The following is a 21,871-nucleotide window of genomic DNA, read 5'->3' as shown; positions in this document are numbered from 1 at the left end:
TAGAAATGGTTAGCCTTAGAGAGGCAAGTTGTTGTACATCGTACAACAATTTCCTTGATTTCTTCTTCACATTGCTAAGAATGTTGTATGCTGTACAACAATTTTCCCTTTTTAGAGGCTGTAGAGCTACTTTTGGCTGAAAATGTTGTATTTTATGCAATAATCGCGTGAAAAACGCGGAATTGCTTGCATAAAGTTGTACAAAATACAACTTTACACGAATGAGTATATAACTTAGGCGTAGCAAACTTTCGTTCAAACACTCTCGCCTCAAGAAAGGCGTCAGGAATGTAAAATAGCTCTTCTCTGGCACAGGAATAGACGGTTGTTCCAATGGTTATTGAACCTTTGCCTTCATAAATGTATACAAACGAATGGACAAACGATTTCCGCGGACCAATTCGCTCATTTGGACGAAACGGAAAATAATCGGCACGATATATCTGCGGAACAATGTCCGATAGTTGTATCGTTTTTACCTCTAATTTCATATAAGTAGTGTCACCTCGCTCACTTTAATATTTGTATAATACAATACTTTATTAACGATGAGATTCATAGGGTGGAAATTTTAAGCCTTTGTAAATTTATGCCATTGTCAAAAGAAGATAATCGATTTATACTATGAACCAGAAGCACAGTAAAACTTCTGGTATCGATACCAGAAAACGCTTCATGTATTCATATGCAACAACTTTGGATATTTAACGCACTTTCTGGTATCGATACCAGAAAGTTGTAATCTTACACAGGAAGGTGGTTAGCCCCTGCGAACGTTTTGCCCATCATTCTGGTATCGATACCAGAAATAATTCTTAGACGAAATGTTTATGCTAATGAATGAAAATAGGGTGGTGCAAGCGCCATGAGTACCGTGAAACTAAGAGGGCGTCGTATGTGGTTGGGGAAAGCTGAAATGAGTTTTGAATTACAAATGCCTAATATGATGATCAAATTTCGCTTAATCGGAGGAACAAGACTATGAAATTTAAAGCATTGCACAGTGTGCCACTAGCTCTTAGTTTAATTCTTGTCGTTTCTGCCTGTGGTAACCAGACTAATACGAGTACTTCGACGCAAAAACCAACGACGACCAGTTCTAATCAAAATGAAAGCGCTTCTAATCAGAAGATTTCGTTAACGATGTGGTATTGGAATGGCGCGATATCCGATTCAACCATTGAAGCAGCGAAGAAGAAATTTCCGAATATTGATTTGCAAGCACAGAAACTTCCTTCCGGTGGTGATTATGCTACCAAATTAAAAACGACAATCTCAGGCGGAGGAAGCGGGCCGGACATCGTCGCGATGGATAGCTGGATTTCTTCCATGCTGCCTTACAAAGAAAAATTCGTCAATCTATACGATCAAGGCGCTAAGGACATTCAACCTCAGTATTTGGACTGGAAATGGAAAATGGCCGCGTCAACAGACAATAAATATTTGATCGGATTGCCGATCGATGTCGCTCCTCTTGTTATGTACTACCGCAAAGATTTGTTTGAGAAAGCGGGAGTGCCGAGCACGCCGGAAGCTATTAAGAGCCAAGTGAAGACGTGGGGCGATTATTTCAATCTTCAGCAGAAAGTGAAAGACGCAACAGGATCGCAATTACTATCCATTGTCGACGTTTTCAGAAACATCATAGGCCAGAATAGCCAAGGCTATTTTACGGAAGATGGGAAATATATAGGTGATCAGGCACATATCAAAGGTGCTTGGGATATGGCTGTGAAAGCCTACCAATCAGGCTTGACGTACGCAAATGTTAGTGATGCTGAGAAAAATGCGGCAATGAATAACAGCAAAGTTTCTTCTTTCATCGGGGCGTCTTGGGCTGTTGGTGATTTGATTGGTGCAGCTCCTGACACGAAAGGGAAATGGCAGATTGCCTACCCGCCTGGTGGTGTGGGTAATCAAGGAGGATCATTCTTCGGATTGTTGAAATCAACGAAAAATCCGAAAGAAGCTTTTGAAGTGATTAAATTCCTTACAAACCCTGAGAATCTGGTTGCTGGCTATAAGGAATTCGGTAACTATCCATCTACACCGGAAGTTTATACGAAACCTGAAATGGTCAATAAAAATGATTTCTTCGGAAACCAAGATCTAAGTCCGATATTCGCTGACGCGGCAAAAGATGTAAAAATCGCGCCTGTCGATCCAAGAGACGATATGGTCGGTACTTCTTTAACCGACGAAATTGGCTTAATTGACACACAGAAGAAAGACCCAGAAAAGGCTTGGAAAGACGCGCAGGATAAAATCAAAAGGCAGCTTTCACGTTAAGCCGATAACGGCAGAAATATGAATGAAATAATGGATGAGGTGAGGAGCTAATCTTCGCACCTCATCCAATTAGCGGAGGAATAGCATGGGAGGTCTTTTTAAAGAAATTTATAAGAGCAGAACACTGTATCTATTTATTTCTCCATTTTATATTTTGTTTCTGATCTTTTCTGTATTTCCCATTTTATTCTCCATGTACTTAGCTGTACATAAATGGGATGGGATTGGGGAAATGAAATATGTTGGATTCAAGAATTTTGATTATATGCTCCATGATCCGACTTTTTGGAAGGTGTTAGTCAACAATATCGCGCTTTGGATATTGGGCAACGCCCCGCAGCTTCTGTGCGCATTAGTTGTCGCCTATATCATCAATTTATCTATCGTAAGATTCAAGGGTTTTTACAGAATTGCCTATTTTCTTCCGAATGTAACGGCCATGGTGGCTGTCGTCATTATCTTTCAGTCCTTGTTCGGCAACGAGTACGGGCTAATTAACTATTTGATGGAAAAAATCGGTCTTCATAAGATAGCATGGTTAAATTCTGAATTTGGAGCAAGAGTTGTTATTGCAGCCATGATTTCTTGGAGATATATGGGGTATAACGCCGTCATCTATTTATCAGGCTTGCAAAGGATTCCAAAAGATCTATACGAAGCAGCTGAGCTGGACGGCGCTACCTTATTTCAAACTTTCACCAAAATTACGATACCAATGCTCAGACCCATCATCTTGTTCTCCGTGATGATGTCGACAATCGGCGGGTTTCAAATTTTCACGGAACCTCAAGTATTAGCTGGAAATCAACCGCCATACCCGGGCACCGATACGATCGTACTCTATATGTTCCGGGAAGGTTTTAATTATCAGAATTATGGGTACGCAGCTGCGGTATCCTGGGTGTTATTCATCATCATCGGCTTATTATCCGTCCTCAATTGGAAATTTTTCAACAGATCGGATGATTGATAAAAAGGAGAATACGAGATGACTGTTGAAGTGTTGACAAAAAAAATAATCGTAAATAGCGTTTTGATGATCGGTGTCGCGATCTCTATATTCCCGTTCTACTGGCTTATCGTCATGTCCACGAATGAGACAAGTGCAATGTTTGCTTTTCCTCCGAAGTTAACATTCGGAACTAATTTTATGAATAACTTTCATCATGTATTGGAGAAAAGCAATTTTATTCGAGCCTTCTTAAATACGGTTTTCATTGCATTGATTAGCTGCACGCTTCAGCTGTTTTTCAATTCATTAACTGGATTTGCCTTTGCAAAATTTAAGTTTCCGGGTTCTAAATTGCTCTTTTTTGCCATGATGGCCACGATGATGATTCCTGCGCAAATGCTGCTAGTTCCGCAATTTATCATCATTAAGGAGTTCGGTTGGCTGGGAAGCTATAAGGCCTTGATTATCCCAGGCATGGCAAGTGCATTCGGAATTTTTTGGATCAGGCAATATGCGCTGGCGATTCATGATGATTTGCTAGAGGCCGCGAGAATCGATGGCTGTAATAAATTTGGACTGTATTGGCACGTAGCTTTACCGATTTTGAGACCTGCACTTGCCTTTCTTGCGATCACGACGTTTATGGGCGTATGGGAAGATTACTTGTGGCCTTTGATCGTATTGACGGATACCTCCAAATTCACATTAATGTTGGCCTTACAGCAGTTAAAATCGGCTCATACAGCAGACTATTCGATGGTCATGACAGGGGCGTTAATGGCTACTCTTCCATTGATTGTCTTCTTCCTCATTGTGAGCAGACAATTCATCGCTGGGATTACAGAAGGTGCAGTTAAAAGCTAAGAGATACGTTGGAAGAGAATTAGTTTTTCAGAAGGCAGGGTGACAAGGTTGGCTCCGAAGATTAAGGATGTCGCCAAACAAGCAGGCGTTTCCGTGACTACGGTTTCGCGGGTGCTTAATGGAGAGAAGTATGTAAAGGACGATCTAAAAGCTAGGGTGAAAAGAGCTATTGACGAGCTCGGTTACGCGCCTAGTCATATCGCAAGGAGTCTGGTACGGAAAAAGACGAACCTTATCGGTGTCATTGTCCCAGACCTCACGTCAAGCTTTTACTCCACGATTCTAAGCAGTATTGAAGAAACAGCAAGTCTGAATGAGTATAATCTTCTGGTGTGCAACATTATTGAGGATATCGATAAGGAATTCAAATATTTGAATGTATTTCATGAAATGCGTGTAGACGGCATTATCATTATGCATGAGAAATTGAATGATGAAATCCGGGCATTTTTGAATAAGCTGGACATTCCGATTATTTTCTCAAGTGTAAGACCGTCTGATCAAACGTTCCTTTCTGTTATCATTGACGATTATGCGGCAGCCTTCGATGCAACCAATTATTTGATAGAGCTTGGACATCAACGAATTGGGTTTATTGGCGGCGACATGAGAGATGTGACCTCTGGTCAAAATCGCTACATCGGTTACCGCGGTGCTCTATCCGAGCGCAGCATTCCAATCGTAGAGGAATACATTCGATTCGGCGATTATAAAATACAAAGCGGATACAATCTCATGAAAGAGATTCTAGCATGCGGTACCCATCCAACAGCTATATTTGCGGTGAGTGACGATATGGCTGTCGGGGCAATGAATTGTATTCATGATCATCAGTTGCAGGTTCCTGAAGACATTTCGGTCATAGGATTTGATGGAAGCCAGTTGACGGAGTTGGTTCGTCCACAGCTGTCCTCGATGGAGCAGCCTATTCAGGATATGGGGAAAGTTACGGTGGAAACGCTGCTCGAATTGATAACAGGGGATGCGGAAACGCCCAAGGAAGATATTATTTTGAAACACAAGCTTGTAGTCCGTAATAGCTGTGGACCTAATAGAGATAGAGAAGCGTAAAAGCATAGATAGTTAACTGGATTGAGAGAGGGAGAGTATATTGAAAAAATTTGATGCGGTGGTCATCGGTGACGCCAATATAGATCTCGTTGTGGCAGGACTTAATCAAATTCCTCAGCCTGGGCAGGAGATTTTCGTTAATAATATGACGATGCATGTTGGCGGGGGAGCAGCTTTGTTCGCGATTTCGCTTGCTAAGCTTGGGCTTCATGTAGCTTTTAACGGTGTTCTGGGAGATGATGGCTACGGCCATTATGTTCGAGACGAGTTCGGCCAATATGGTATCGATACCAGTTTGATTAGAACGAGTAAAACGAGTAATACCGGTATCACAATCGCGATTAATCCCGAGACGGATCGGTCTTTTATCACTTATGGAGGATCCAATATGGAGCTTCAAATAAAGGATTTGGACTTGTCACAAATCGCTCAAGGGAAACATGTTCACGTGACCGGTTATAGAGGAAGACGCAACCACGAAGAATTCATAGCGATGGCAAAACTACTTAAGGAGATGGGTGTGACCCTTTCCTGCGATGTAGGCTGGGATGATTCCGGCGAGTGGTTTAAAGGTGTTTTCGATTTAATGACTTATTTTGATGTGTTTCTGATGAACGAAACGGAAGCTTTTCATTACACAGGCTTCGATCACATAGAAGAAAGCTTACGCTTTATGGCCAATTATTCTAAACATATTGTGGTTAAACTCGGTCCAAAAGGGGCCGTAGCCATGAAGGATGGCCGGATAACGTACCATTCGGCATTTCCAGCCGAGCCTGTAGATACAACTGGCGCAGGGGATTCATTTAACGCTGGCTATCTTTATGGATATTTGACGGGTCAAAATGTGGAGACATGCTTGCAGTACGGAAATGTTTGCGGAGCACTATCTGTCGGCGCTCACGGCGGCAGCACGGGCACACCGGACAAGGATGGGCTTGATGCCTTTATCCTTCAATTCGGAGATCATATCAAAGAACGTATGGAGGCGTAATGATGAAACTGACCTTAATCGGAGGCGGCGGGGTTCGCGCCGTTTTATTTACAAAAAGCTTAACGTTAAAAGCAGAAGATGCTGGGATTACTAAGCTTGTACTTCATGATACGGATGAGGAGCAGCTTGCTGTTATTTCGAAATTATGCCAGATCGTCATCGATCGCAGCGGAATCAACCTTCAGCTGGAGACGACGACAGATAGCCGCGAAGCGATTAAGGGTGCGGATTACATTGTAACTACGGTACGTGTTGGTAAGGAATGGTCACGATATATAGATGAGCAGATCGCACTAAAGCATGGCGTGATCGGTCAAGAAACCACTGGACCAGCCGGTTTCTCGATGGCGATTCGGACGATTCCAGTTCTGATGGAATATTGCGAGATTGCTAAAGAGCTTGCGCCTCAGGCCTGGATCTTTAACTTCTCGAACCCGTCTGGACTCGTTACGCAGGCCTTGCGAAATGCGGGTTACGATCGGGTGATCGGAATCTGCGATTCGCCAAGCCATACGAAGCTGAGAATGGCGGAGCAGCTAGAGATCGATCCGAAGGAGCTTGAAGTTGAATTTTTCGGACTTAATCATTTGTCATGGATGACCAAAGTGATTTACCAAGGCAAAGACATCATGTCGGAACTTAAGAATGATCCAGATTTTACAAGTCGTGTAGATGAATTCAAAATGTTCGACAGCGATTTGCTGAAATCACTTCCTTTTCTGCCGAATGAATATCTGTACTATTACTACCACCGCGAAAAGGCCTTCGCTAATATTGTCAAATCAGGTATGACGCGCGGCCAGATGATCGCTGAGAATAATAAGGAAATGCTCGATATCTTACGCAAGATGGATATTGAAAGCAATCCGGATGAAGCCATTCAAACCTATTTGTACTACACGCAAAAAAGGGAAGCTTCTTACATGGCGATTGAAACCAACTCGGAGTCTAAGCCCGTTCTTCCTACAGATAAGCTGGAACTGCCTAACTCACTTGGTTATGCGGGTGTCATGCTGGATTTCGTGGAGTCGCTGCAAACGGGTGCGTCCAACAACATCGTGCTATCGGTACCGAATGAAGGCAGTATCGAAGGCTTCGCGGACGATGACGTCGTAGAAATTTCTTGCATCATCACGAAAGACGGGGCAAAGCCAGTTCAGATCGGTTCCGTGCCGGAGGAAATGAGCCTGCTGATGAAAAATGTGAAGCTGTTTGAACGGCTTACCGTTGAAGCAGTCAAACACAAATCGCGTGATTTGGCTATCCAGGCACTCACTGTTCATCCGCTTGTTAATTCCTATTCCATTGCTAAGTTGCTTGTCGATGATTATTTGGAAGCTTATAAGGATATTCTGGGGGATTGGAAATAATGACCTTGCCTAATGCTGTCACTTCCTTGCTCGAAGAAGCGGAGATTATGCTTGCTGAGCACCCGAAGCTGCTCGCGATGTTCAAGAACTGCTATCCGAATACGCTTGAAACGACAACCAAAATCATGAACGACAACACCGCCTTTGTATTCACTGGGGATATCCCGGCAATGTGGTTAAGGGATTCCAGTGCGCAGGTAAGGCATTATATACCGCTCATGGCCGGAGACGAAGAACTGCAGGATATAGTGGCGGGGTTGATTCGCAGACAAATCGCTTATATTCATATCGACCCCTATGCGAATGCGTTCAATGAGGAAGCGAACGATAACCGGTACGATCAGGATCTGACCGAGCTGAATCCGTGGATTTGGGAACGTAAATACGAAATTGATTCGCTCTGTTACCCGATCCAACTGTCTTACTTGTTTTGGAAGGCGACCGGACGGACGGATATGTTCGATGATTCCTTCCGGACAGCGGTTCACACCATCATTTCGCTATGGAAAACCGAACAAAGACATGCTGAACAATCTCCTTACCGGTTCGCCCGTGTAGATTGTCCGCCAAGTGATACGCTGCGTAATAATCGGATGGGCATGCCCGTCAATTATACAGGGATGACATGGTCTGGATTTCGGCCAAGCGACGATGCTTGTACATTCGGCTATTTGATTCCCGCCAATATGTTTGCGGTAGTGGTACTCCGATACATCGAGGAAATTGCCCAGATCGTATGGGACGATCAGGAGTGCGTACAGCTTGCGGCGGAGCTTCGAGAAGAGATAGACTTTGGCATTCAAACCTACGGCACGTATCTTCATCCAAAGTACGGAAAGATCTATGCGTATGAAACAGACGGATTCGGCAATTACAACCTGATGGATGACGCCAATGTTCCTAGTTTGCTGTCGATTCCTTATTTGGGTTATACGACCTTTGAGGATCCAGTGTATCAGAATACGCGAAGATTTGTGCTAAGCAGTGATAATCCATACTTCTTTGATGGGAAATATGCGAAGGGAATCGGAAGCCCGCATACGCCGGCTGGCTACATTTGGCCGATCAGTCTGGCGATGCAGGCCCTTACCTCGGAGGATGAAACCGAAGTACGAGAGCTTCTAGCGATGCTGCTGCGAACGGATGCGGATACGGGGTACATGCATGAAGGATTCGATCCGAATTCCCCGACCGATTATACGCGCCCATGGTTTGCTTGGGCCAACAGCTTATTCGCCGAGTTGATCCACCGTCTGATGATAAAGGGTTACTTTCATTCATAGATGCTCTGACGAAGGAGGGCGCGGTCTCATTGAGCTGCGCTTGATGCTGATGTTTAAAGAGGATGAATAGAACGGCAGCTGTACTCACATTACTTGATCGGTCAAATGTTTGGAGGAGGATTCAGGATGAGATATATGAATATCAAGGGCGTAGACAAACCCATTTCCCGGTTGTTCATGGGAACGGGAGATTTGAGGAAATTGGAAGAGCCAGAACGGATGATGCTGGATGCTTACATTCGCGCTGGCGGCAATGCCTTCGATACCGCTCATCAATATCGGGGGAAAGAACTGATCCTCGGCCAATGGCTTGCGGAGCAGAAGAATCGGGAAAAGGTGGTCATTCTAACCAAAGGTGCCCATCATGATGACGGCAGCCCGGGTCCGCGGGTAAATCCGGAAGCAATACGAAAGGATCTAACTGAGAGTCTGGAAAGACTAGGAACGGAATATGTCGATCTATATGCGCTGCATCGGGATGATCCGAGCGTGGCGGTCGGACCGATCATCGAAGAGCTGAATGTCCACCTTGAGGCTAAGCGAATCCGAGCTATTGGAGCGTCTAACTGGTCGCATAAGCGAATCCAGGAAGCTAATGAGTACGCGGCTGCCCATAAACTCGTAGGCTTTTCGTTCAGCAGTCCGAATCTTAGTCTTGCTAAGCCTAACGAACCTCGCTGGGAGGGCTGCGTTTCGGCAGATGAGGAAACCTGCGGTTGGCATTCGGTCAATCAGCTGCCATTATTGGCATGGTCCGCCCAAGCTGGTGGATTTTTCTCAGGCAATTTCACACCAGACAATCGTACGGATGAGGAAATGGTCCGCGTGTACTACAGCGAAAACAACTGGGAACGATATCGTCGTGCCGCAAAGCTAGCAGAAGAAAAGAAGGTTTCACCGATTCAAATTGCCTTATCATACGTTCTTAATCAGTCATTCCCGACATGTGCAATCATTGGGCCTCGAAACCCCGAGGAGCTGGATTCCTCCATACAAGCAATGAATTTGCCCTTAACGGAACAAGAGGTTGAATGGTTGGATTTGAAAAGGGAGGAGATTGCGGAATGATTAAACATAAATTGGCTGCGCAATTATATACCTTGAGAAACGAATTGAAACAAGATTTCCCAAGCGTGCTGAGAGAGCTGAAAAAGATGGGATGGGCAGCCGTCCAAATCGATGGGCTGCATGGAAACCCTGCGAAGGATATTGCTGCGGTCATGAATGAAATCGGCTTGCAAACGGCTGGCATGCATGTCGGTTTGGAGCGATTGAAGAACGATATGGACGCCGTATTGGAGGAGGCTCGCCTTTTCGATACGAAGGATCTGATTTGCCATTCACTCCCCGACGGGCTGCAGAATCCAGAAGGATATGCTAGCGTACGTCGTGATCTACTGCAAGCTGCTTCCAAAGTCAGTGGTATGGGATACCGCGTAGGCTATCATAATCACGATTTTGAATTTCATACGACAATCGACGGTAAATTTGCGCTTTCATATTTGCTTGAAGATCCGGCTATTTATGCGGAGATAGACACCTACTGGGTCAAAAAAGCGGATCAAGATCCGCTATCCTTCATCCAAAATTATGCTTTTCGTATGGCTATTCTCCATTTGAAGGATATTACTGCAGACGAAAGAAAATATTTTGCTGAAATCGGAACTGGATCAATTGATTTCGCACCTATCCTGAAGTGGGGATTGCAAAATGGTGTCGAATGGTTCGCTGTTGAGCAAGATTATTGCCCGGGAAACCCGATGGATAGTTTGGCTTTAAGTTATGACAATTTGCTTAAACTAGAGAAGAAATTGATTCATTGAAATCGATAGGAGGAGAGATTCGATATGTTTTTTACAGAATCGAAGCTGGAAGCGAGACTGCGCGAATTAAGCGAAACCCGGTATCGCGATGCGGTACCTTTGGAGCGATTTTCAGCTGCGGAAGACGAGGATGGCGCTAATGGAGCAAGGCCGCCAGTCACGCAGCCTACATTTGAACTGAAGACAGGTGAGACTTGGAAAGGGCGCGACCGCTACGTGTGGCTATCGCGCACGATTGATATTCCAAAGGAATGGGCAGACAAAACCATTTTAGGGCGCTTCGATTTCGGTGAAACGGGCGGAGGCAACAATGACGGCTTCGAATCCTTATTATATTGGAACGGATCCCCTTTTCAGGGTGTCGATTCGAATCATCAAGAAGTATTTTTGCCGGAGGAAGCAGCAGGTACGCAGGGGCGGATGGATATCCGCCTGTGGTCAGGTCTCGAAGGAGGAGGGAAACCGCGCGAGAAGAAGCATACGGTGAATCGTGCAGAAATCTGCTGGCTGGATGAGCGGGTTGACGATTTCTACTACACAGGACGCGCTGTGCTGGAAACAATCCGCAGTCTGGATGTTAACCATCCTGAACGTACTCAGTTAGTTAAAGCGCTCGATCGTTCTTTTAAGCTGGTAGATTGGTCGAATCCGCTCTCAGACGCCTACTATGAATCCGTGTATAGTTCCCGTGAGCTGCTGCTTGAGGAATTAAATCAGATGGAGAAGAAGCATCCCGTTACGATTACTTGTATTGGGCATACCCATATTGATGTGGCTTGGTTGTGGAGACTTAAACATACTCGGGAGAAATGTGCACGCTCGTTCTCCACGGTGCTGCGCCTAATGGAACGATTCCCGGACTATGTGTTTTTGCAGACACAGCCTCAATTGTACGCTTATATCAAGCAAGATTATCCTGATATTTATGAGCAAATCCTTGAGCGTGTACGTGAAGGGCGATGGGAAGTTGGCGGGGGCATGTGGCTGGAAGCGGATTGCAATCTAACCTCCGGGGAATCGCTGGTGAGACAATTTTTACACGGAACCCGATTTATTCGTGAAGAGTTTGGAGTGGAAAGTAACTATTTATGGCTTCCCGACGTGTTCGGGTACAGCTGGGCACTGCCGCAAATTTTGCGAAAATCCGGTTTCGATACGTTCATGACGACCAAAATCAGCTGGAACCAGTTCAATCGCATGCCTCACGATACCTTCAAATGGCGGGGAATTGATGGCACCGAAGTGTTGACGCATTTCATTACCACACCTGGCGACTGGGAAGAAGCTAACTCGTTCTTCTATACGTACAACGGCGAGGTAACGCCAATGACTGTCAAAGGTACTTGGGATGCCTACCGAGATAAAGAAGTGAATCAAGAGCTTCTGCTTTCTTATGGGTATGGGGATGGCGGAGGCGGTGTCAATCGAGAGATGCTGGAGATGCGCCGTCGTTTGGAAGACATGCCTGGCCTGCCACAAGTGAAAACAGGGCGCGCAGACGAATACTTCGAGCGGTTACATGAAACAGTTGAAGCAACGGACCGTTATGTGCATACATGGGACGGTGAGCTGTATCTTGAATATCATCGTGGTACTTATACAAGCCAAGCCTACATCAAACGAATGAATCGTAAGCTGGAGCTTCTATATCGTGAAACAGAATATGTCAGCGCTTTGGCTGCTTTGTTGAAATCCGATTGGAGCGTTTATCCACAGGAGATGCTTAACAAGGGCTGGACTATCATTTTGCGCAATCAGTTCCATGATATTATTCCTGGTTCTTCGATTACAGAAGTCTACGAGGACAGTCGTGAAGAATACGCGGAAGCGATGTCTATAGGAACAGCCGCTTGGAATGAAGCAGCAGCACGAATTGGAAACCAGCAGCAAAAAGGTACGGTAACGGTTCTGAACAGCGCTTCATGGGAACGCAGCGATCTTGTTGTAATCCCTGGGGAAAAAGCTGCAATTGGCAGCGTTTGGACAGATCGGGAAGGCCGCGAGTTGCAATCGCAATACACGGATGGCCGCTGGCTCATCAACGCACCTCAGATGCCATCATTAGGAATGACGACGATTCACTTTACAGATCAAACTCAAACAGCAGTGGTTGACGAGATTCCTTTCCAACTGGATGGACGCTCGCTGAAGACACCTCATTATGAAATTGAATGGAACGAATCCGGTCAATTGGTTCGCGTATTCGACTTAGATAATCGCCGGAATGTGCTTGCTGCAAGCTCGCGAGGCAACGTTCTGCAGGTGTTTGAAGATAAGCCGATTGATTTCGATGCTTGGGATATCGATATTTTCTACCAAGAAAAAATGCGCGAAGTTACCGATCTTGTATCCGTAGAGCTCGTTGAAGAGGGACCATTAGCAGCAACTGTTGCATTCAAATGGAACTTTGCAAAGTCTACGATCTCGCAGTGGATGACTGTCTACTCTGGCAGTCGTCGCATTGATTTCCGCACCCATATCGACTGGCAGGAACGTCAGCAGCTGTTGAAGGTTGCCTTCCCGGTAGACGTGCGTTCCACAGAGGCTACTTACGATATCCAGTTCGGTAACGTCAAGCGTCCGACGCATTGGAATACGAGCTGGGATTGGGCGCGTTTTGAATCCGTCGGGCACCAATGGGCGGACTTGTCCGAACGTGGATACGGCGTAAGCTTGCTCAATGATTGTAAGTATGGCTACGATATTAAGGATAACGTCATGCGCTTGTCGCTAATTAAATCCGCGATTCATCCGGACCCGACAGCTGATCTTGGGGAACATTCCTTTGTGTATGCTCTTCTCCCACATGCGGGGGATTGGTACGCAGGCGGTACCGTACAGGAAGCATGGGCGCTGAATAATCCGCTGTCGAGTTACGACGGTGTTCCAACGCAAGGTACACTTTCTATGTTCCAATTCTCTGCTCCAAACGTAATGGTAGATGCGATCAAGAAGGCAGAGGATGGAGAGAGACTCGTTCTGCGCATTCACGAGTTTGCTGGAGTCCGTACTCATGTGGATATCTCGAGCGATTTTAACATTCGATCACTGCAGGAATGTGATCTGATGGAGCGTCCGATCGGAGAGGTGGAGGCTGCTAATATTGAGCTGAAACCTTATGAGATTAAGACGTTTCTTGTTAGTCTTGAAGTTTAGGGTAGCGGCTGGAAAATCTGAACCTGAATTCCCACCTACGCTTTAAAATAGTAAAAACAATGGGAGGCTGTTCCAAAAGTCATATAAGAAAATTCAGCCCCCACTTTGTGAATGTAGGAGATTACCTGCTGCTCCCATTGGATTAATCCAGTGGAAGTAGGGATTTGATGGCCTAAAAGTCAATTCCATTGGATAATTCCAATAGAAGCACGAATTTCGAAGCCAGAGAGCAGATTCCATTGGAAAAATCCAATGGAACTATGAATTTCGTTCTGAATACCGATTCGAATGTCCCAGAAGGGTAATACGCCTTAAGGGGCTGTCCTCAAGTAGATTTATCTACTTTTGGGACAGCCCCTCTTCGTTGTCTCCTAGATAGCTTGGTTGGCTATGGATATTGCTTGGACATGCGGAGCTTTTGGCAGACTATGGTGGAGTTTCGAAACTGTCGATTCATTCAGTTAAGCCTTCTAATAACTGGTATTTACTCACCCTTCTTTGGCTATCGTAGTTATCCAATGTTGTAATATCTACAACAATTCACACTTCAAAAGGCCATTTTGCAGGTAGAAGTTGTAGTTTGTACAACAATTCGAACCCATTTGCTCCGAAATGGCCTTTATAGGGCACAATTGTTGTACATGATGCAACATCTATGGGAGAGAAGCGGGATCTAGGGAGAAATTGTTGCACATTCTACAACATCGTTCAACCGAGTAGAGAGAATCATTCATCCAGCAGCCTCATATGAGCTTATATGGCGATGGTTTCCGATTTTATAACACGAAAAATGACTGGCTGGAAAAAAAGCTGGCATAAAATTTTCCTGTAACCATATACTTTTAGTAAGTAAGAGGAATGGATTAATCAAAATTTAACAATCCGGGACAACGCCATTAGGGGTTTGTCCTTTTTCTTTTGGTGGTCGGACGTTGTATAATCAAGATCATCGGCAGATGACTCAGAAAGAAGGGATGACAATGCTGAAGTTAAGTATTCTTGATCAGTCACCGGTATCATCCGGGTTTACGCATAGTGAGGCTTTACAGCAAACAATTGGGCTGGCTCAGGTGGCCGACCGTCTCGGCTACACCCGATTCTGGGTGTCGGAGCATCATAACTCGGCAGGTCTCGCCGGCTCCTCGCCAGAGGTGCTTCTCTCCACTCTGGCTGCCCGCACGAGTCGGATTCGGCTCGGCTCCGGCGGCGTGCTGCTGCCCCATTACAGCCCCTACAAGGTCGCTGAGAATTTCCGTATGCTCGAGGCGCTTTATCCGGGGCGCATCGACCTTGGCATCGGGCGTGCGCCCGGAGGCACGCCGCATACGGCCAAAGCGCTGCGAGGCATCAGCGCTGACATGTTCGAAGGACTTGAGCGGTTCCCAGCGCAAGTCACGGATCTTCTCGGATTCCTCGCCGACTCGGTGGAACCCGGGCACGTGTTCGAGGGCATCCGCGCCACCCCTTTGGTGGACTCGATGCCCCAGGTGTGGCTGCTCGGCTCCACCGGACAGAGCGGGGTGTATGCCTCGCAGGCAGGCGCAGCGTTCTGCTTCGCGCACTTCATCAACGGAGCGGGAGGACAGCATGCGGTGCGCAGCTACCGCAGCTCGTTCCAACCGTCCGCGCTGAATGTCGTACCGCAGGCGACAGTGTGCATCTATGTGCTGTGCGCTGAGACGCAGGCGGAGGCTGAGGGGCTTGCGGCTTCGATTGATTTGCGCATCCTGCAAACGGAAAAGGGCGAATTCACAGGAGTGAAATCGCCCGAAGAAGCGGCTGACTATATATACTCAGATTGGGATCAAACAAGGGTAAGGGACAATCGATCCCGTATGATTATTGGTGATCCAAACCAAGTGAGAGAGCAGCTGCTGAAACTAGCCGAAAGCTACCAAGTCGATGAAGTAATGGTGGTAACCGGCGGCTACCGCTATGAAACGAGACTGCAGACCATTGAATTGTTGGCTGAAGCTTTTAACCTTGAGATGAGGCAGCATGCTTTTTAAGGAAACAATTAACGGTTCTTTCTTGGCCGCTTTTCGATTTCTTGTGTGACAATGAAGGCTAGCTCCTCGTTGCCGAATAGAGATAGTACGCCTAGTACAGTGTCATCAGGGACTTCACCGGCGTCCTCTTTGGGAACCGTTAAGTCAAGGGCGTGCTGCAGCGCCTCGTTATTTGGTTGGTCTGGGTATGCGCTATGATAGAGCGCTGTAGGATCCAAATCATGGTTGATACACCATTGTGCAAAAACGAGGATCATCATATGCTCTTCACGTTTGTAATTTTCGATCATTTGCTCTTCTAATTGTTTATTATTCATAGTAGTTAGACATCTCCTTAAACAACCTCTTCCTGTTGATGGGTTCATTATAGCGAAAGATTAGGTGTATTCACAATGATTAAGAATGAGAAAATCAAAGCATCCGAGGTTCATGTTACTGGACTACATGGCGAAGATCTGGGCGTTATGCCCACGAAGGAAGCACTGCTGCTAGCGAAGCAGCTGAAAGTAGATTTAATCTGCACCTCGCTCATGAGCAGTCCACCTCCCTGTAAGCTCATTGGCGCTGGGCAAGCGAAACAAGAAGTCCAGCAGGAAAAACAGCAGGCACGCAAGCGGGAGCAAGCACCTAAGGTGAAGGAGCTCCGCTTAACGCCTAACATCGAAGAACATGACCTAGAGACGAAGAGGCAGCAGGCGGAGCGCATTCTGCAAGGCGGCGATGCTGTGATGTTGGTCGTGAAGATTTCAGGCAAAGAAGGCGCGAAGGCGAAAGAATTGCTGGAGACACTGACCAAAGATTTGAGCTCGCATGGTCGTAAGCACACTGGCATACAGCTTAGCGGTAAGCAAGCAGCTGTGCAAATGGATCCCTTATAAAAAAAGCATGAACTACTCGTTATATATCGAGGAGTTCATGCTTTTTTAAGCGAAGGAAATTATGGACTGTGTATGAATGCCACTAGACAAATCAAAGGAGGCTTTACTGTTAGTTAACGGTAATCGCTTGAGATCCCATTTGCTCCCATACAGTTTTGAAATCAGATAAAGCATAGGCTTCCTGCTTACCGGTCATAGGATCGTTCATATAGGCATAATCGTCGTCCCAGCCTGTTAAGAGCAAGGCATGCTCAGGTTGATACCACTCAACTGTCAGCCCCTCTTCATCCTGCCATTCCATCTCCAAATAAGGTGTATCCATATGTTCGGTTGCCCAGATCATGGCAGGTTTTCCCTGTGCAATAATCGTGAGCAATTCATCAAAGTCACTGCCCGTCAAGTCCCTAATTCGACCGGGTAACCAATGATCCAGCATGTCCGCAATCGGCTTATGATAAATACCATAACCTACTTCATAGGGGTTACCTACAAAAACATTTTTGGGATTACTGCCAATAAATGCTCCGTCATCATTGACATAGGGCAGCTCGCCTAAGGGGAGCGCATCAGCGACTTCCTCTTTGGATACGGGGACTCCAGCCCAGTTTAGCAGCATCGTGGCAACGACTGCTTCGCATCCGTTCGGCAGCTCGGGCAGTTGCGATAGGGCAGGAACATTTTCCAATTGAACATGATGATTCATCTTGGGTTGAATAGTTGGTGTTGGAATAGGTATTGATATTGGTACTGGTACTGCTGCGGATTGTTCTATACCATCTAAATATGGTTTAGTAACAGATATAGGTAATGCCTGCTCTAAGGCAGGGGATGTAGGCATAGCGATTGCCAAACAAAAGATGCTGAATAACACTAAAAAACAACAAGTTATTTTCTTCATTTCCCACATCCAATCTGGGTTATCTTCTCATTACAACATGGGAAAATGGAAAAATCAAATAAAGAGATCGACTCTCTTCAATTTCTACAACTTGAAAATGATTAAACCGATGCACATACAATGCCAACTCAGTCGCATAGTCTAGGAGAACGGGTGACCGCTCTCATTGCCCTTAATTATATTTGATATATGAAACAAGAATGCTTGGCGCATTTGTTCAGGAGGTATAAGCTCGTAGAATAGGGTAAAATGGGAGCAACGACTCGTTCAATGGATATAGGGGAGACATATGAATAAACACGAGGATGAGAAAAAGGCGCTGGAACAAGCCGCAATTGATATCTTTCTGGATTTATACAATGTGAACAATGAGGTTCCCCTACGTATGGTTCAGCAGCAAGAGAAGCCGGACGCGCTGCTTGAGGATGCCAGCAATAATCAAGTAGGGTTAGAAGTCACCCATCTGTTCTACGATACCGAGGAAGCACGGCTTATGCTGTCGCGTTCCCAGTTGACTAAGCCTAGCGCCGAAGGAATTGATACGTTTATTCAGGTCATCAATGACCGTATTCAAAGTAAGGAACATAAATTAAAAGAGTACTCTCATGATTATCCCTGCATGCTGCTTATTCGTAATCTATCTCTATTGTTTGGGATGTCCGATATACTTGGCAGGAAGCGTAATCTGATACTGCCGCATGGGCATTTTACTCAAGTGTGGCTCCTGTCTAGAGACTTTACACCAGACTGGTTATTGATAAACTTGAATGAAGTTGGTCGTGGAGGTATGAAATGAAGCGTTTCTACATAGGTCTTGTCGCAACCTTTTGTGTGTATGCGATAGCCTTAATCATTTATTTCCTAAAAGGGAATTTATTCAAAATCCCGCTTGAACTAATTGGAACCAGTGCTGACCCTCATACGTTCATGACCTTACAAGAAATTACTAAGGCTGAGTCCTTGTCTCGCATACGGTCACTAGCTTTTTTTCTAAGCACTCCACTGCAAATGGGGGTCTTGCTGGCCCTACTCGGAACGGCAGTCAAGTTTCGTCGTATAGCAGAAAGGTTGTTCAGAGCTTCTTTTCCTCAGATCATTGTTTTTGTGCTTTTATTTACTTTGCTTATGGACGTGCTCTTGCTGCCGATTGATTATTTTCTGTTCAAAATCGACCAGGCTTACGGGTTGTCAACGGAAACACTAGCCTTGTTCTGGAGTGATCATGGCAAAGATTTTCTGATCAATGTCCTGGGTACGACAGTTATCGTGTTGATTTTCAGAGGGGTGCTAAAATGGAGTCCTAACCGTTGGTGGCTCTGGTTCTGGTTGGTATCTATTCCGCTTATTTTGTTCGTCACCTTCATCCAGCCTGTTGTGCTGGACCCGTTGTATCACGATTTTCAACCGCTCCAAAATCAAGAGCTAAAGGCGCAAATTCTCCAGCTTGCCGCGCGGTCACAGATCCCTGCGGATCAAGTATATGAAGTCAATATGTCTGAGCGGACTCAGACAATAAATGCTTACGTGAATGGGATTGGAGGGAACGCCCGGATCGTTCTTTGGGATACGATACTGAAGAAGCTGCAGCCTGATGAGATTTTGACCGTGATGGCTCATGAAATGGGGCATTACGCCGAACGGCATATCTATCTAGGAATAGCTTATGGGATCGCATTGAGTTTTATCGGATTCTGGCTTGCCTTTCATGCGTATCGTTCGTTTATTCGGCGTTGGGGTTCAATTTGGGGAATAAGAGGGGAAAGCGATTTAGCTGCGCTGCCGATCTTGCTGCTGATTGTGACGATCATGAGTTTTGCCTCGGCGCCTGCGCAAAATGCCTTCTCAAGAGTCATCGAGCATCGCGCTGATGCCTATGCGATGAAAATGACGGGAGACGGCAACGCCGCGATCCGCGCCTTTCAACACATTGCCAAAGAAAATCTCAGCCCCGTCACCCAACCTAAGCTGGTTCAGTGGTTCCGCGGCTCGCATCCTACGATTTTGGAGCGGATTTTGTATTTTGAGCAGTTTGATAAGCGTTAGGTAGCTGTCCCACTTCTCATATGTAAAAAAGCACGGAGGGCATCCTGATCTGGAAACCCTCCGTGCTTTTTTTGACTTCTTTATACTTGCACTTTACTTGCTGCTGATTGTCCTACTCTTGCTAGGCCAAGTGAGATGGCGGATAAGCAGGTTTACTCGGTAAGAAAACTATATTTCCTAGCGTTTTGTGTGCTAGGGTTGACCACCGCCTTGAGGCGGCGCTACAACGCGCGCCCAGGATTCGCGGGCTTTCTTTGAAAAAATGGGGAATTAGAAAGGCAAGTTGTACGGCGTACAACTTTGCACGGAGAAGCAAGCAATGCTGCTTCTGCAATAGTAAGGTTTCACACAATTTCCCCGAACACTATTCGTTTCTACGGGTCATTTGCTGCCATACGGAGCCTTCGGCGGCGTGACCGCCTTCGATGCGTTCGAGTGCGATTTTCACCTGCATGCGCACCTCGAATTCGGGATCGTCGACTGCTTCGTGCAGGGCACTCAGAGCAGTGTTATCTCCCACTTCGTACAAGAAGCGCGCCGCGCGCCAGCGGACTAGCTTGTTGCGGTCTTTGAGCGCTTTCGCCATAGCCGGTATGGCGGCAGGGTCCCCGATGTCGGACAGCGTATCGCCTGCGGTCCGCCGAACGGAAGGTGTATCGTCCTCGAGGGCACGATACAGGAAGGGCAGTACCTCGGGTTCCTTGATATCCCCGAGGTATACGGTCGCCAGTCGCCGAATCGACGTGTTCTCGTCCTGCAGGGCATGGACGAGAAGCGGCAGCGTCGTAAGCGACGGCTGGATCTTCTGAAGCGCGGCGTAGCGCAGCTTCCAGTCGCTGTTGCGCAGCTGCGCAAGGGCTGCGCTGGCGTCTTCAACCTCCGCGGATTCTCTAGCGGAGGTTCCTTCCGAGGTCTCCCGCATCGCGAGGGAGACCAGGCTTTCGACGCGGGCGTCGTCGTAAGAAGCGTCCAGCTCCTGGACGACTTCGCCCGCGATGTCCGCGAGCTCGCCGTAGCGTACGCCGAGCTCCTCGAGCTTCCGCTCCTTAATCAGGTTCGGCGATGCCGTACCTGCGCGAACGGCCGCCTCCGTGAAGCGCTGCGGCATGCCTACGCGAACTTCCTCTGCGCCAGCGCGCACCCTCACCTGGAGCGGGATGCCGCGAAACATCTGCACGAGGACTTGTGCCTCACCGAATGCGGCTTCAGCCGTGGGCTGCTGTTCCGGAGGCAGGCCTTCGTCTGCAGATGGCTGCGCTTCGCCAAAAATCTCACGGGCTCTGGCCAGAATGAACTGCCAGTCCCCCTTAGAGGTACGGTCAAGGGCAATGAAGTCTGCTGCGTGGAACACACTTATCACGCCTTGAACAGCCAGTAATTGCCCGATATTTTCAGGTGCAAGCTTGCTGTTTTCTTTTGTATAGGTTTTTCGCACGCCTGCAGGAAGCGACTCATCCATATTGAGCTTCATCGAATTCGGGCTTGGCGTAGGTTCAATAGATATAATTTTCAAGTGGACAACTCCTTCATAAAGGCATCGCAGCCGCTAACTGTTACATGAAAAGACCCGGACGAGGTTCCGTCCAGGCCTGTTATAGGCATTTACTGCCGTTTAATCTAAATCAACTAGATTGCGATTTAAGTACTGATCCAATGTTTTCGTTAAATCAAACACGGTATGAGCCAGATCCACATTCTCAAATACATGATCACATTGGTCACGGAAAGCTAATTCATCTTCGTAATAAGAGAGATACTTCGAAATGACTTCTTCCGAGTCTCCACTTTCTTTCATCCGTTGTTCAAGTTTATCCCGACCGGCATGAATGAAGATAAGGACAACGTGATCTCCGTAAATCTTTTTGAGTGTTTCGGCGCCAAAGCGGTTCAAAATTAAATAAATACTTCCGCTAAGCTGGAACATGTGTTCAATATCTGCACTTTTGATACCATACAAATGGTCATTAACTGTACTAACCTCAATGAATTCACCGGCAGCTTGCGCTTTAGCAAACTCGGCAGGAGAGATAAAGTGATAATCTTGACCATCTTCTTCGGTAGCCTTCGGAGGTCTGGTGGTGTAAGAGATGACCTGCTTCATGCCGAGCGTAGAGCCTGACATTTCCGCGACCGTCTTACGACCAGCACCGTGAGGACCGGTGAATACAAAAATCATTTCCTTGTCCTTTAATGCGTACATGGAACATACCTCCTTAATGGGAATTGTGGGGGGTAAATCCT

At 46.5% G+C, this 21,871-nt stretch carries 19 protein-coding genes; 14 read left to right on the top strand and 5 right to left on the bottom strand.

The window, feature by feature from the left end; all coding sequences use genetic code 11:
- Positions 1–152 precede the first annotated feature (152 nt).
- Entirely contained in the window at positions 153–491 is a 339-nt protein-coding gene (locus tag ACBP55_RS34205; protein ID WP_464648119.1) for a hypothetical protein, read from the bottom strand.
- Positions 492–981: 490 nt separating this feature from the next.
- Here ACBP55_RS34205 and ACBP55_RS34200 point away from each other — a divergent pair, with 490 nt between their 5' ends.
- From ACBP55_RS34200 to ACBP55_RS34150, 11 genes are all read left to right on the top strand, one after another.
- On the top strand, positions 982–2,289 hold the full coding sequence (locus ACBP55_RS34200) for an ABC transporter substrate-binding protein (RefSeq protein WP_464648117.1): 1,308 nt from the start codon (positions 982–984) through the stop codon (positions 2,287–2,289).
- Between the two features lie 85 nt (positions 2,290–2,374).
- The gene (locus tag ACBP55_RS34195; protein WP_051253895.1) at positions 2,375–3,259 is read left to right on the top strand and encodes a carbohydrate ABC transporter permease; all 885 of its coding nucleotides are present in this window, start codon (positions 2,375–2,377) and stop codon (positions 3,257–3,259) included.
- Between the two features lie 18 nt (positions 3,260–3,277).
- Positions 3,278–4,105, top strand: a complete 828-nt coding sequence (locus ACBP55_RS34190; RefSeq protein WP_464648114.1) for a carbohydrate ABC transporter permease — start codon at positions 3,278–3,280, stop codon at positions 4,103–4,105.
- A 48-nt stretch (positions 4,106–4,153) separates the two neighbouring features.
- A complete protein-coding gene (locus ACBP55_RS34185) occupies positions 4,154–5,176 on the top strand; it encodes a LacI family DNA-binding transcriptional regulator (RefSeq protein WP_464648112.1) in 1,023 nt (340 codons plus the stop codon).
- A 40-nt stretch (positions 5,177–5,216) separates the two neighbouring features.
- A complete protein-coding gene (locus tag ACBP55_RS34180; RefSeq protein ID WP_268616371.1) occupies positions 5,217–6,170 on the top strand; it encodes a carbohydrate kinase family protein in 954 nt (317 codons plus the stop codon).
- A complete protein-coding gene (locus ACBP55_RS34175; protein ID WP_464648110.1) occupies positions 6,170–7,540 on the top strand; it encodes a family 4 glycosyl hydrolase in 1,371 nt (456 codons plus the stop codon). Before ACBP55_RS34180 ends, ACBP55_RS34175 begins: the two co-directional genes overlap by 1 nt.
- Positions 7,540–8,823, top strand: a complete 1,284-nt coding sequence (locus ACBP55_RS34170) for a glycoside hydrolase family 125 protein (RefSeq protein WP_464648108.1) — start codon at positions 7,540–7,542, stop codon at positions 8,821–8,823. Before ACBP55_RS34175 ends, ACBP55_RS34170 begins: the two co-directional genes overlap by 1 nt.
- Before the next feature lie 126 nt (positions 8,824–8,949).
- Positions 8,950–9,891 carry an aldo/keto reductase gene (locus ACBP55_RS34165; RefSeq protein ID WP_464648106.1) on the top strand — a complete coding sequence of 314 codons (942 nt, stop codon included), beginning with the start codon at positions 8,950–8,952 and terminating at the stop codon, positions 9,889–9,891.
- Positions 9,888–10,646, top strand: a complete 759-nt coding sequence (locus ACBP55_RS34160) for a sugar phosphate isomerase/epimerase family protein (RefSeq protein WP_464648104.1) — start codon at positions 9,888–9,890, stop codon at positions 10,644–10,646. The genes ACBP55_RS34165 and ACBP55_RS34160 overlap by 4 nt, the downstream gene beginning before the upstream one ends.
- 24 nt (positions 10,647–10,670) lie before the next feature.
- Entirely contained in the window at positions 10,671–13,802 is a 3,132-nt protein-coding gene (locus ACBP55_RS34155; RefSeq protein ID WP_464648102.1) for an alpha-mannosidase, read from the top strand.
- 980 nt (positions 13,803–14,782) lie between these two features.
- On the top strand, positions 14,783–15,811 hold the full coding sequence (locus ACBP55_RS34150; protein ID WP_464653531.1) for an LLM class flavin-dependent oxidoreductase: 1,029 nt from the start codon (positions 14,783–14,785) through the stop codon (positions 15,809–15,811).
- 8 nt (positions 15,812–15,819) lie between these two features.
- Here ACBP55_RS34150 and ACBP55_RS34145 read toward each other — a convergent pair whose 3' ends face one another.
- Complete coding sequence (locus ACBP55_RS34145; RefSeq protein WP_464648100.1) at positions 15,820–16,128, bottom strand: hypothetical protein; 309 nt, start codon at positions 16,126–16,128, stop codon at positions 15,820–15,822.
- A gap of 75 nt (positions 16,129–16,203) precedes the next feature.
- Between ACBP55_RS34145 and infC the strand changes: the two genes are divergently transcribed.
- Entirely contained in the window at positions 16,204–16,689 is a 486-nt protein-coding gene (gene infC, locus ACBP55_RS34140) for a translation initiation factor IF-3 (RefSeq protein WP_464648098.1), read from the top strand.
- 109 nt (positions 16,690–16,798) lie between these two features.
- Here the strand turns inward: infC and ACBP55_RS34135 are convergent, their stop codons facing one another.
- Positions 16,799–17,587, bottom strand: a complete 789-nt coding sequence (locus ACBP55_RS34135; RefSeq protein ID WP_464648096.1) for a C39 family peptidase — start codon at positions 17,585–17,587, stop codon at positions 16,799–16,801.
- Between the two features lie 289 nt (positions 17,588–17,876).
- Here ACBP55_RS34135 and ACBP55_RS34130 point away from each other — a divergent pair, with 289 nt between their 5' ends.
- Positions 17,877–18,383: a hypothetical protein gene (locus ACBP55_RS34130; RefSeq protein ID WP_464648094.1), complete on the top strand. Its 507-nt coding sequence runs from the start codon at positions 17,877–17,879 to the stop codon at positions 18,381–18,383.
- Entirely contained in the window at positions 18,380–19,630 is a 1,251-nt protein-coding gene (locus tag ACBP55_RS34125; RefSeq protein WP_464648092.1) for a M48 family metallopeptidase, read from the top strand. Before ACBP55_RS34130 ends, ACBP55_RS34125 begins: the two co-directional genes overlap by 4 nt.
- A gap of 364 nt (positions 19,631–19,994) precedes the next feature.
- Here ACBP55_RS34125 and ACBP55_RS34120 read toward each other — a convergent pair whose 3' ends face one another.
- Both ACBP55_RS34120 and ACBP55_RS34115 read right to left on the bottom strand, forming a co-directional pair.
- Positions 19,995–21,143 carry a conserved virulence factor C family protein gene (locus ACBP55_RS34120; RefSeq protein WP_464648090.1) on the bottom strand — a complete coding sequence of 383 codons (1,149 nt, stop codon included), beginning with the start codon at positions 21,141–21,143 and terminating at the stop codon, positions 19,995–19,997.
- A gap of 99 nt (positions 21,144–21,242) precedes the next feature.
- Complete coding sequence (locus ACBP55_RS34115; protein WP_464648088.1) at positions 21,243–21,830, bottom strand: guanylate kinase; 588 nt, start codon at positions 21,828–21,830, stop codon at positions 21,243–21,245.
- Between the last annotated feature and the right edge of the window lie 41 nt (positions 21,831–21,871).

It is taken from the genome of Paenibacillus sp. WG02, from assembly GCF_055396115.1.
The sequence above is the reverse complement of the archived record's forward strand: the minus strand, read 5'-3'. Positions and strand labels throughout refer to the sequence as shown.

Coding starts and splice junctions, on each gene's coding strand:
- ACBP55_RS34195 (WP_051253895.1), top strand. CDS start 2,375: ATGGGAGGTCTTTTTAAAGAAATTTATAAGAGCAGAACACTGTATCTA.
- ACBP55_RS34125 (WP_464648092.1), top strand. CDS start 18,380: ATGAAGCGTTTCTACATAGGTCTTGTCGCAACCTTTTGTGTGTATGCG.
- ACBP55_RS34145 (WP_464648100.1), bottom strand. CDS start 16,128: ATGAATAATAAACAATTAGAAGAGCAAATGATCGAAAATTACAAACGT.
- infC (WP_464648098.1), top strand. CDS start 16,204: ATGATTAAGAATGAGAAAATCAAAGCATCCGAGGTTCATGTTACTGGA.
- ACBP55_RS34160 (WP_464648104.1), top strand. CDS start 9,888: ATGATTAAACATAAATTGGCTGCGCAATTATATACCTTGAGAAACGAA.
- ACBP55_RS34200 (WP_464648117.1), top strand. CDS start 982: ATGAAATTTAAAGCATTGCACAGTGTGCCACTAGCTCTTAGTTTAATT.
- ACBP55_RS34165 (WP_464648106.1), top strand. CDS start 8,950: ATGAGATATATGAATATCAAGGGCGTAGACAAACCCATTTCCCGGTTG.
- ACBP55_RS34115 (WP_464648088.1), bottom strand. CDS start 21,830: ATGTACGCATTAAAGGACAAGGAAATGATTTTTGTATTCACCGGTCCT.
- ACBP55_RS34190 (WP_464648114.1), top strand. CDS start 3,278: ATGACTGTTGAAGTGTTGACAAAAAAAATAATCGTAAATAGCGTTTTG.
- ACBP55_RS34150 (WP_464653531.1), top strand. CDS start 14,783: ATGCTGAAGTTAAGTATTCTTGATCAGTCACCGGTATCATCCGGGTTT.
- ACBP55_RS34155 (WP_464648102.1), top strand. CDS start 10,671: ATGTTTTTTACAGAATCGAAGCTGGAAGCGAGACTGCGCGAATTAAGC.
- ACBP55_RS34135 (WP_464648096.1), bottom strand. CDS start 17,587: ATGAAGAAAATAACTTGTTGTTTTTTAGTGTTATTCAGCATCTTTTGT.
- ACBP55_RS34175 (WP_464648110.1), top strand. CDS start 6,170: ATGATGAAACTGACCTTAATCGGAGGCGGCGGGGTTCGCGCCGTTTTA.
- ACBP55_RS34205 (WP_464648119.1), bottom strand. CDS start 491: ATGAAATTAGAGGTAAAAACGATACAACTATCGGACATTGTTCCGCAG.
- ACBP55_RS34170 (WP_464648108.1), top strand. CDS start 7,540: ATGACCTTGCCTAATGCTGTCACTTCCTTGCTCGAAGAAGCGGAGATT.
- ACBP55_RS34130 (WP_464648094.1), top strand. CDS start 17,877: ATGAATAAACACGAGGATGAGAAAAAGGCGCTGGAACAAGCCGCAATT.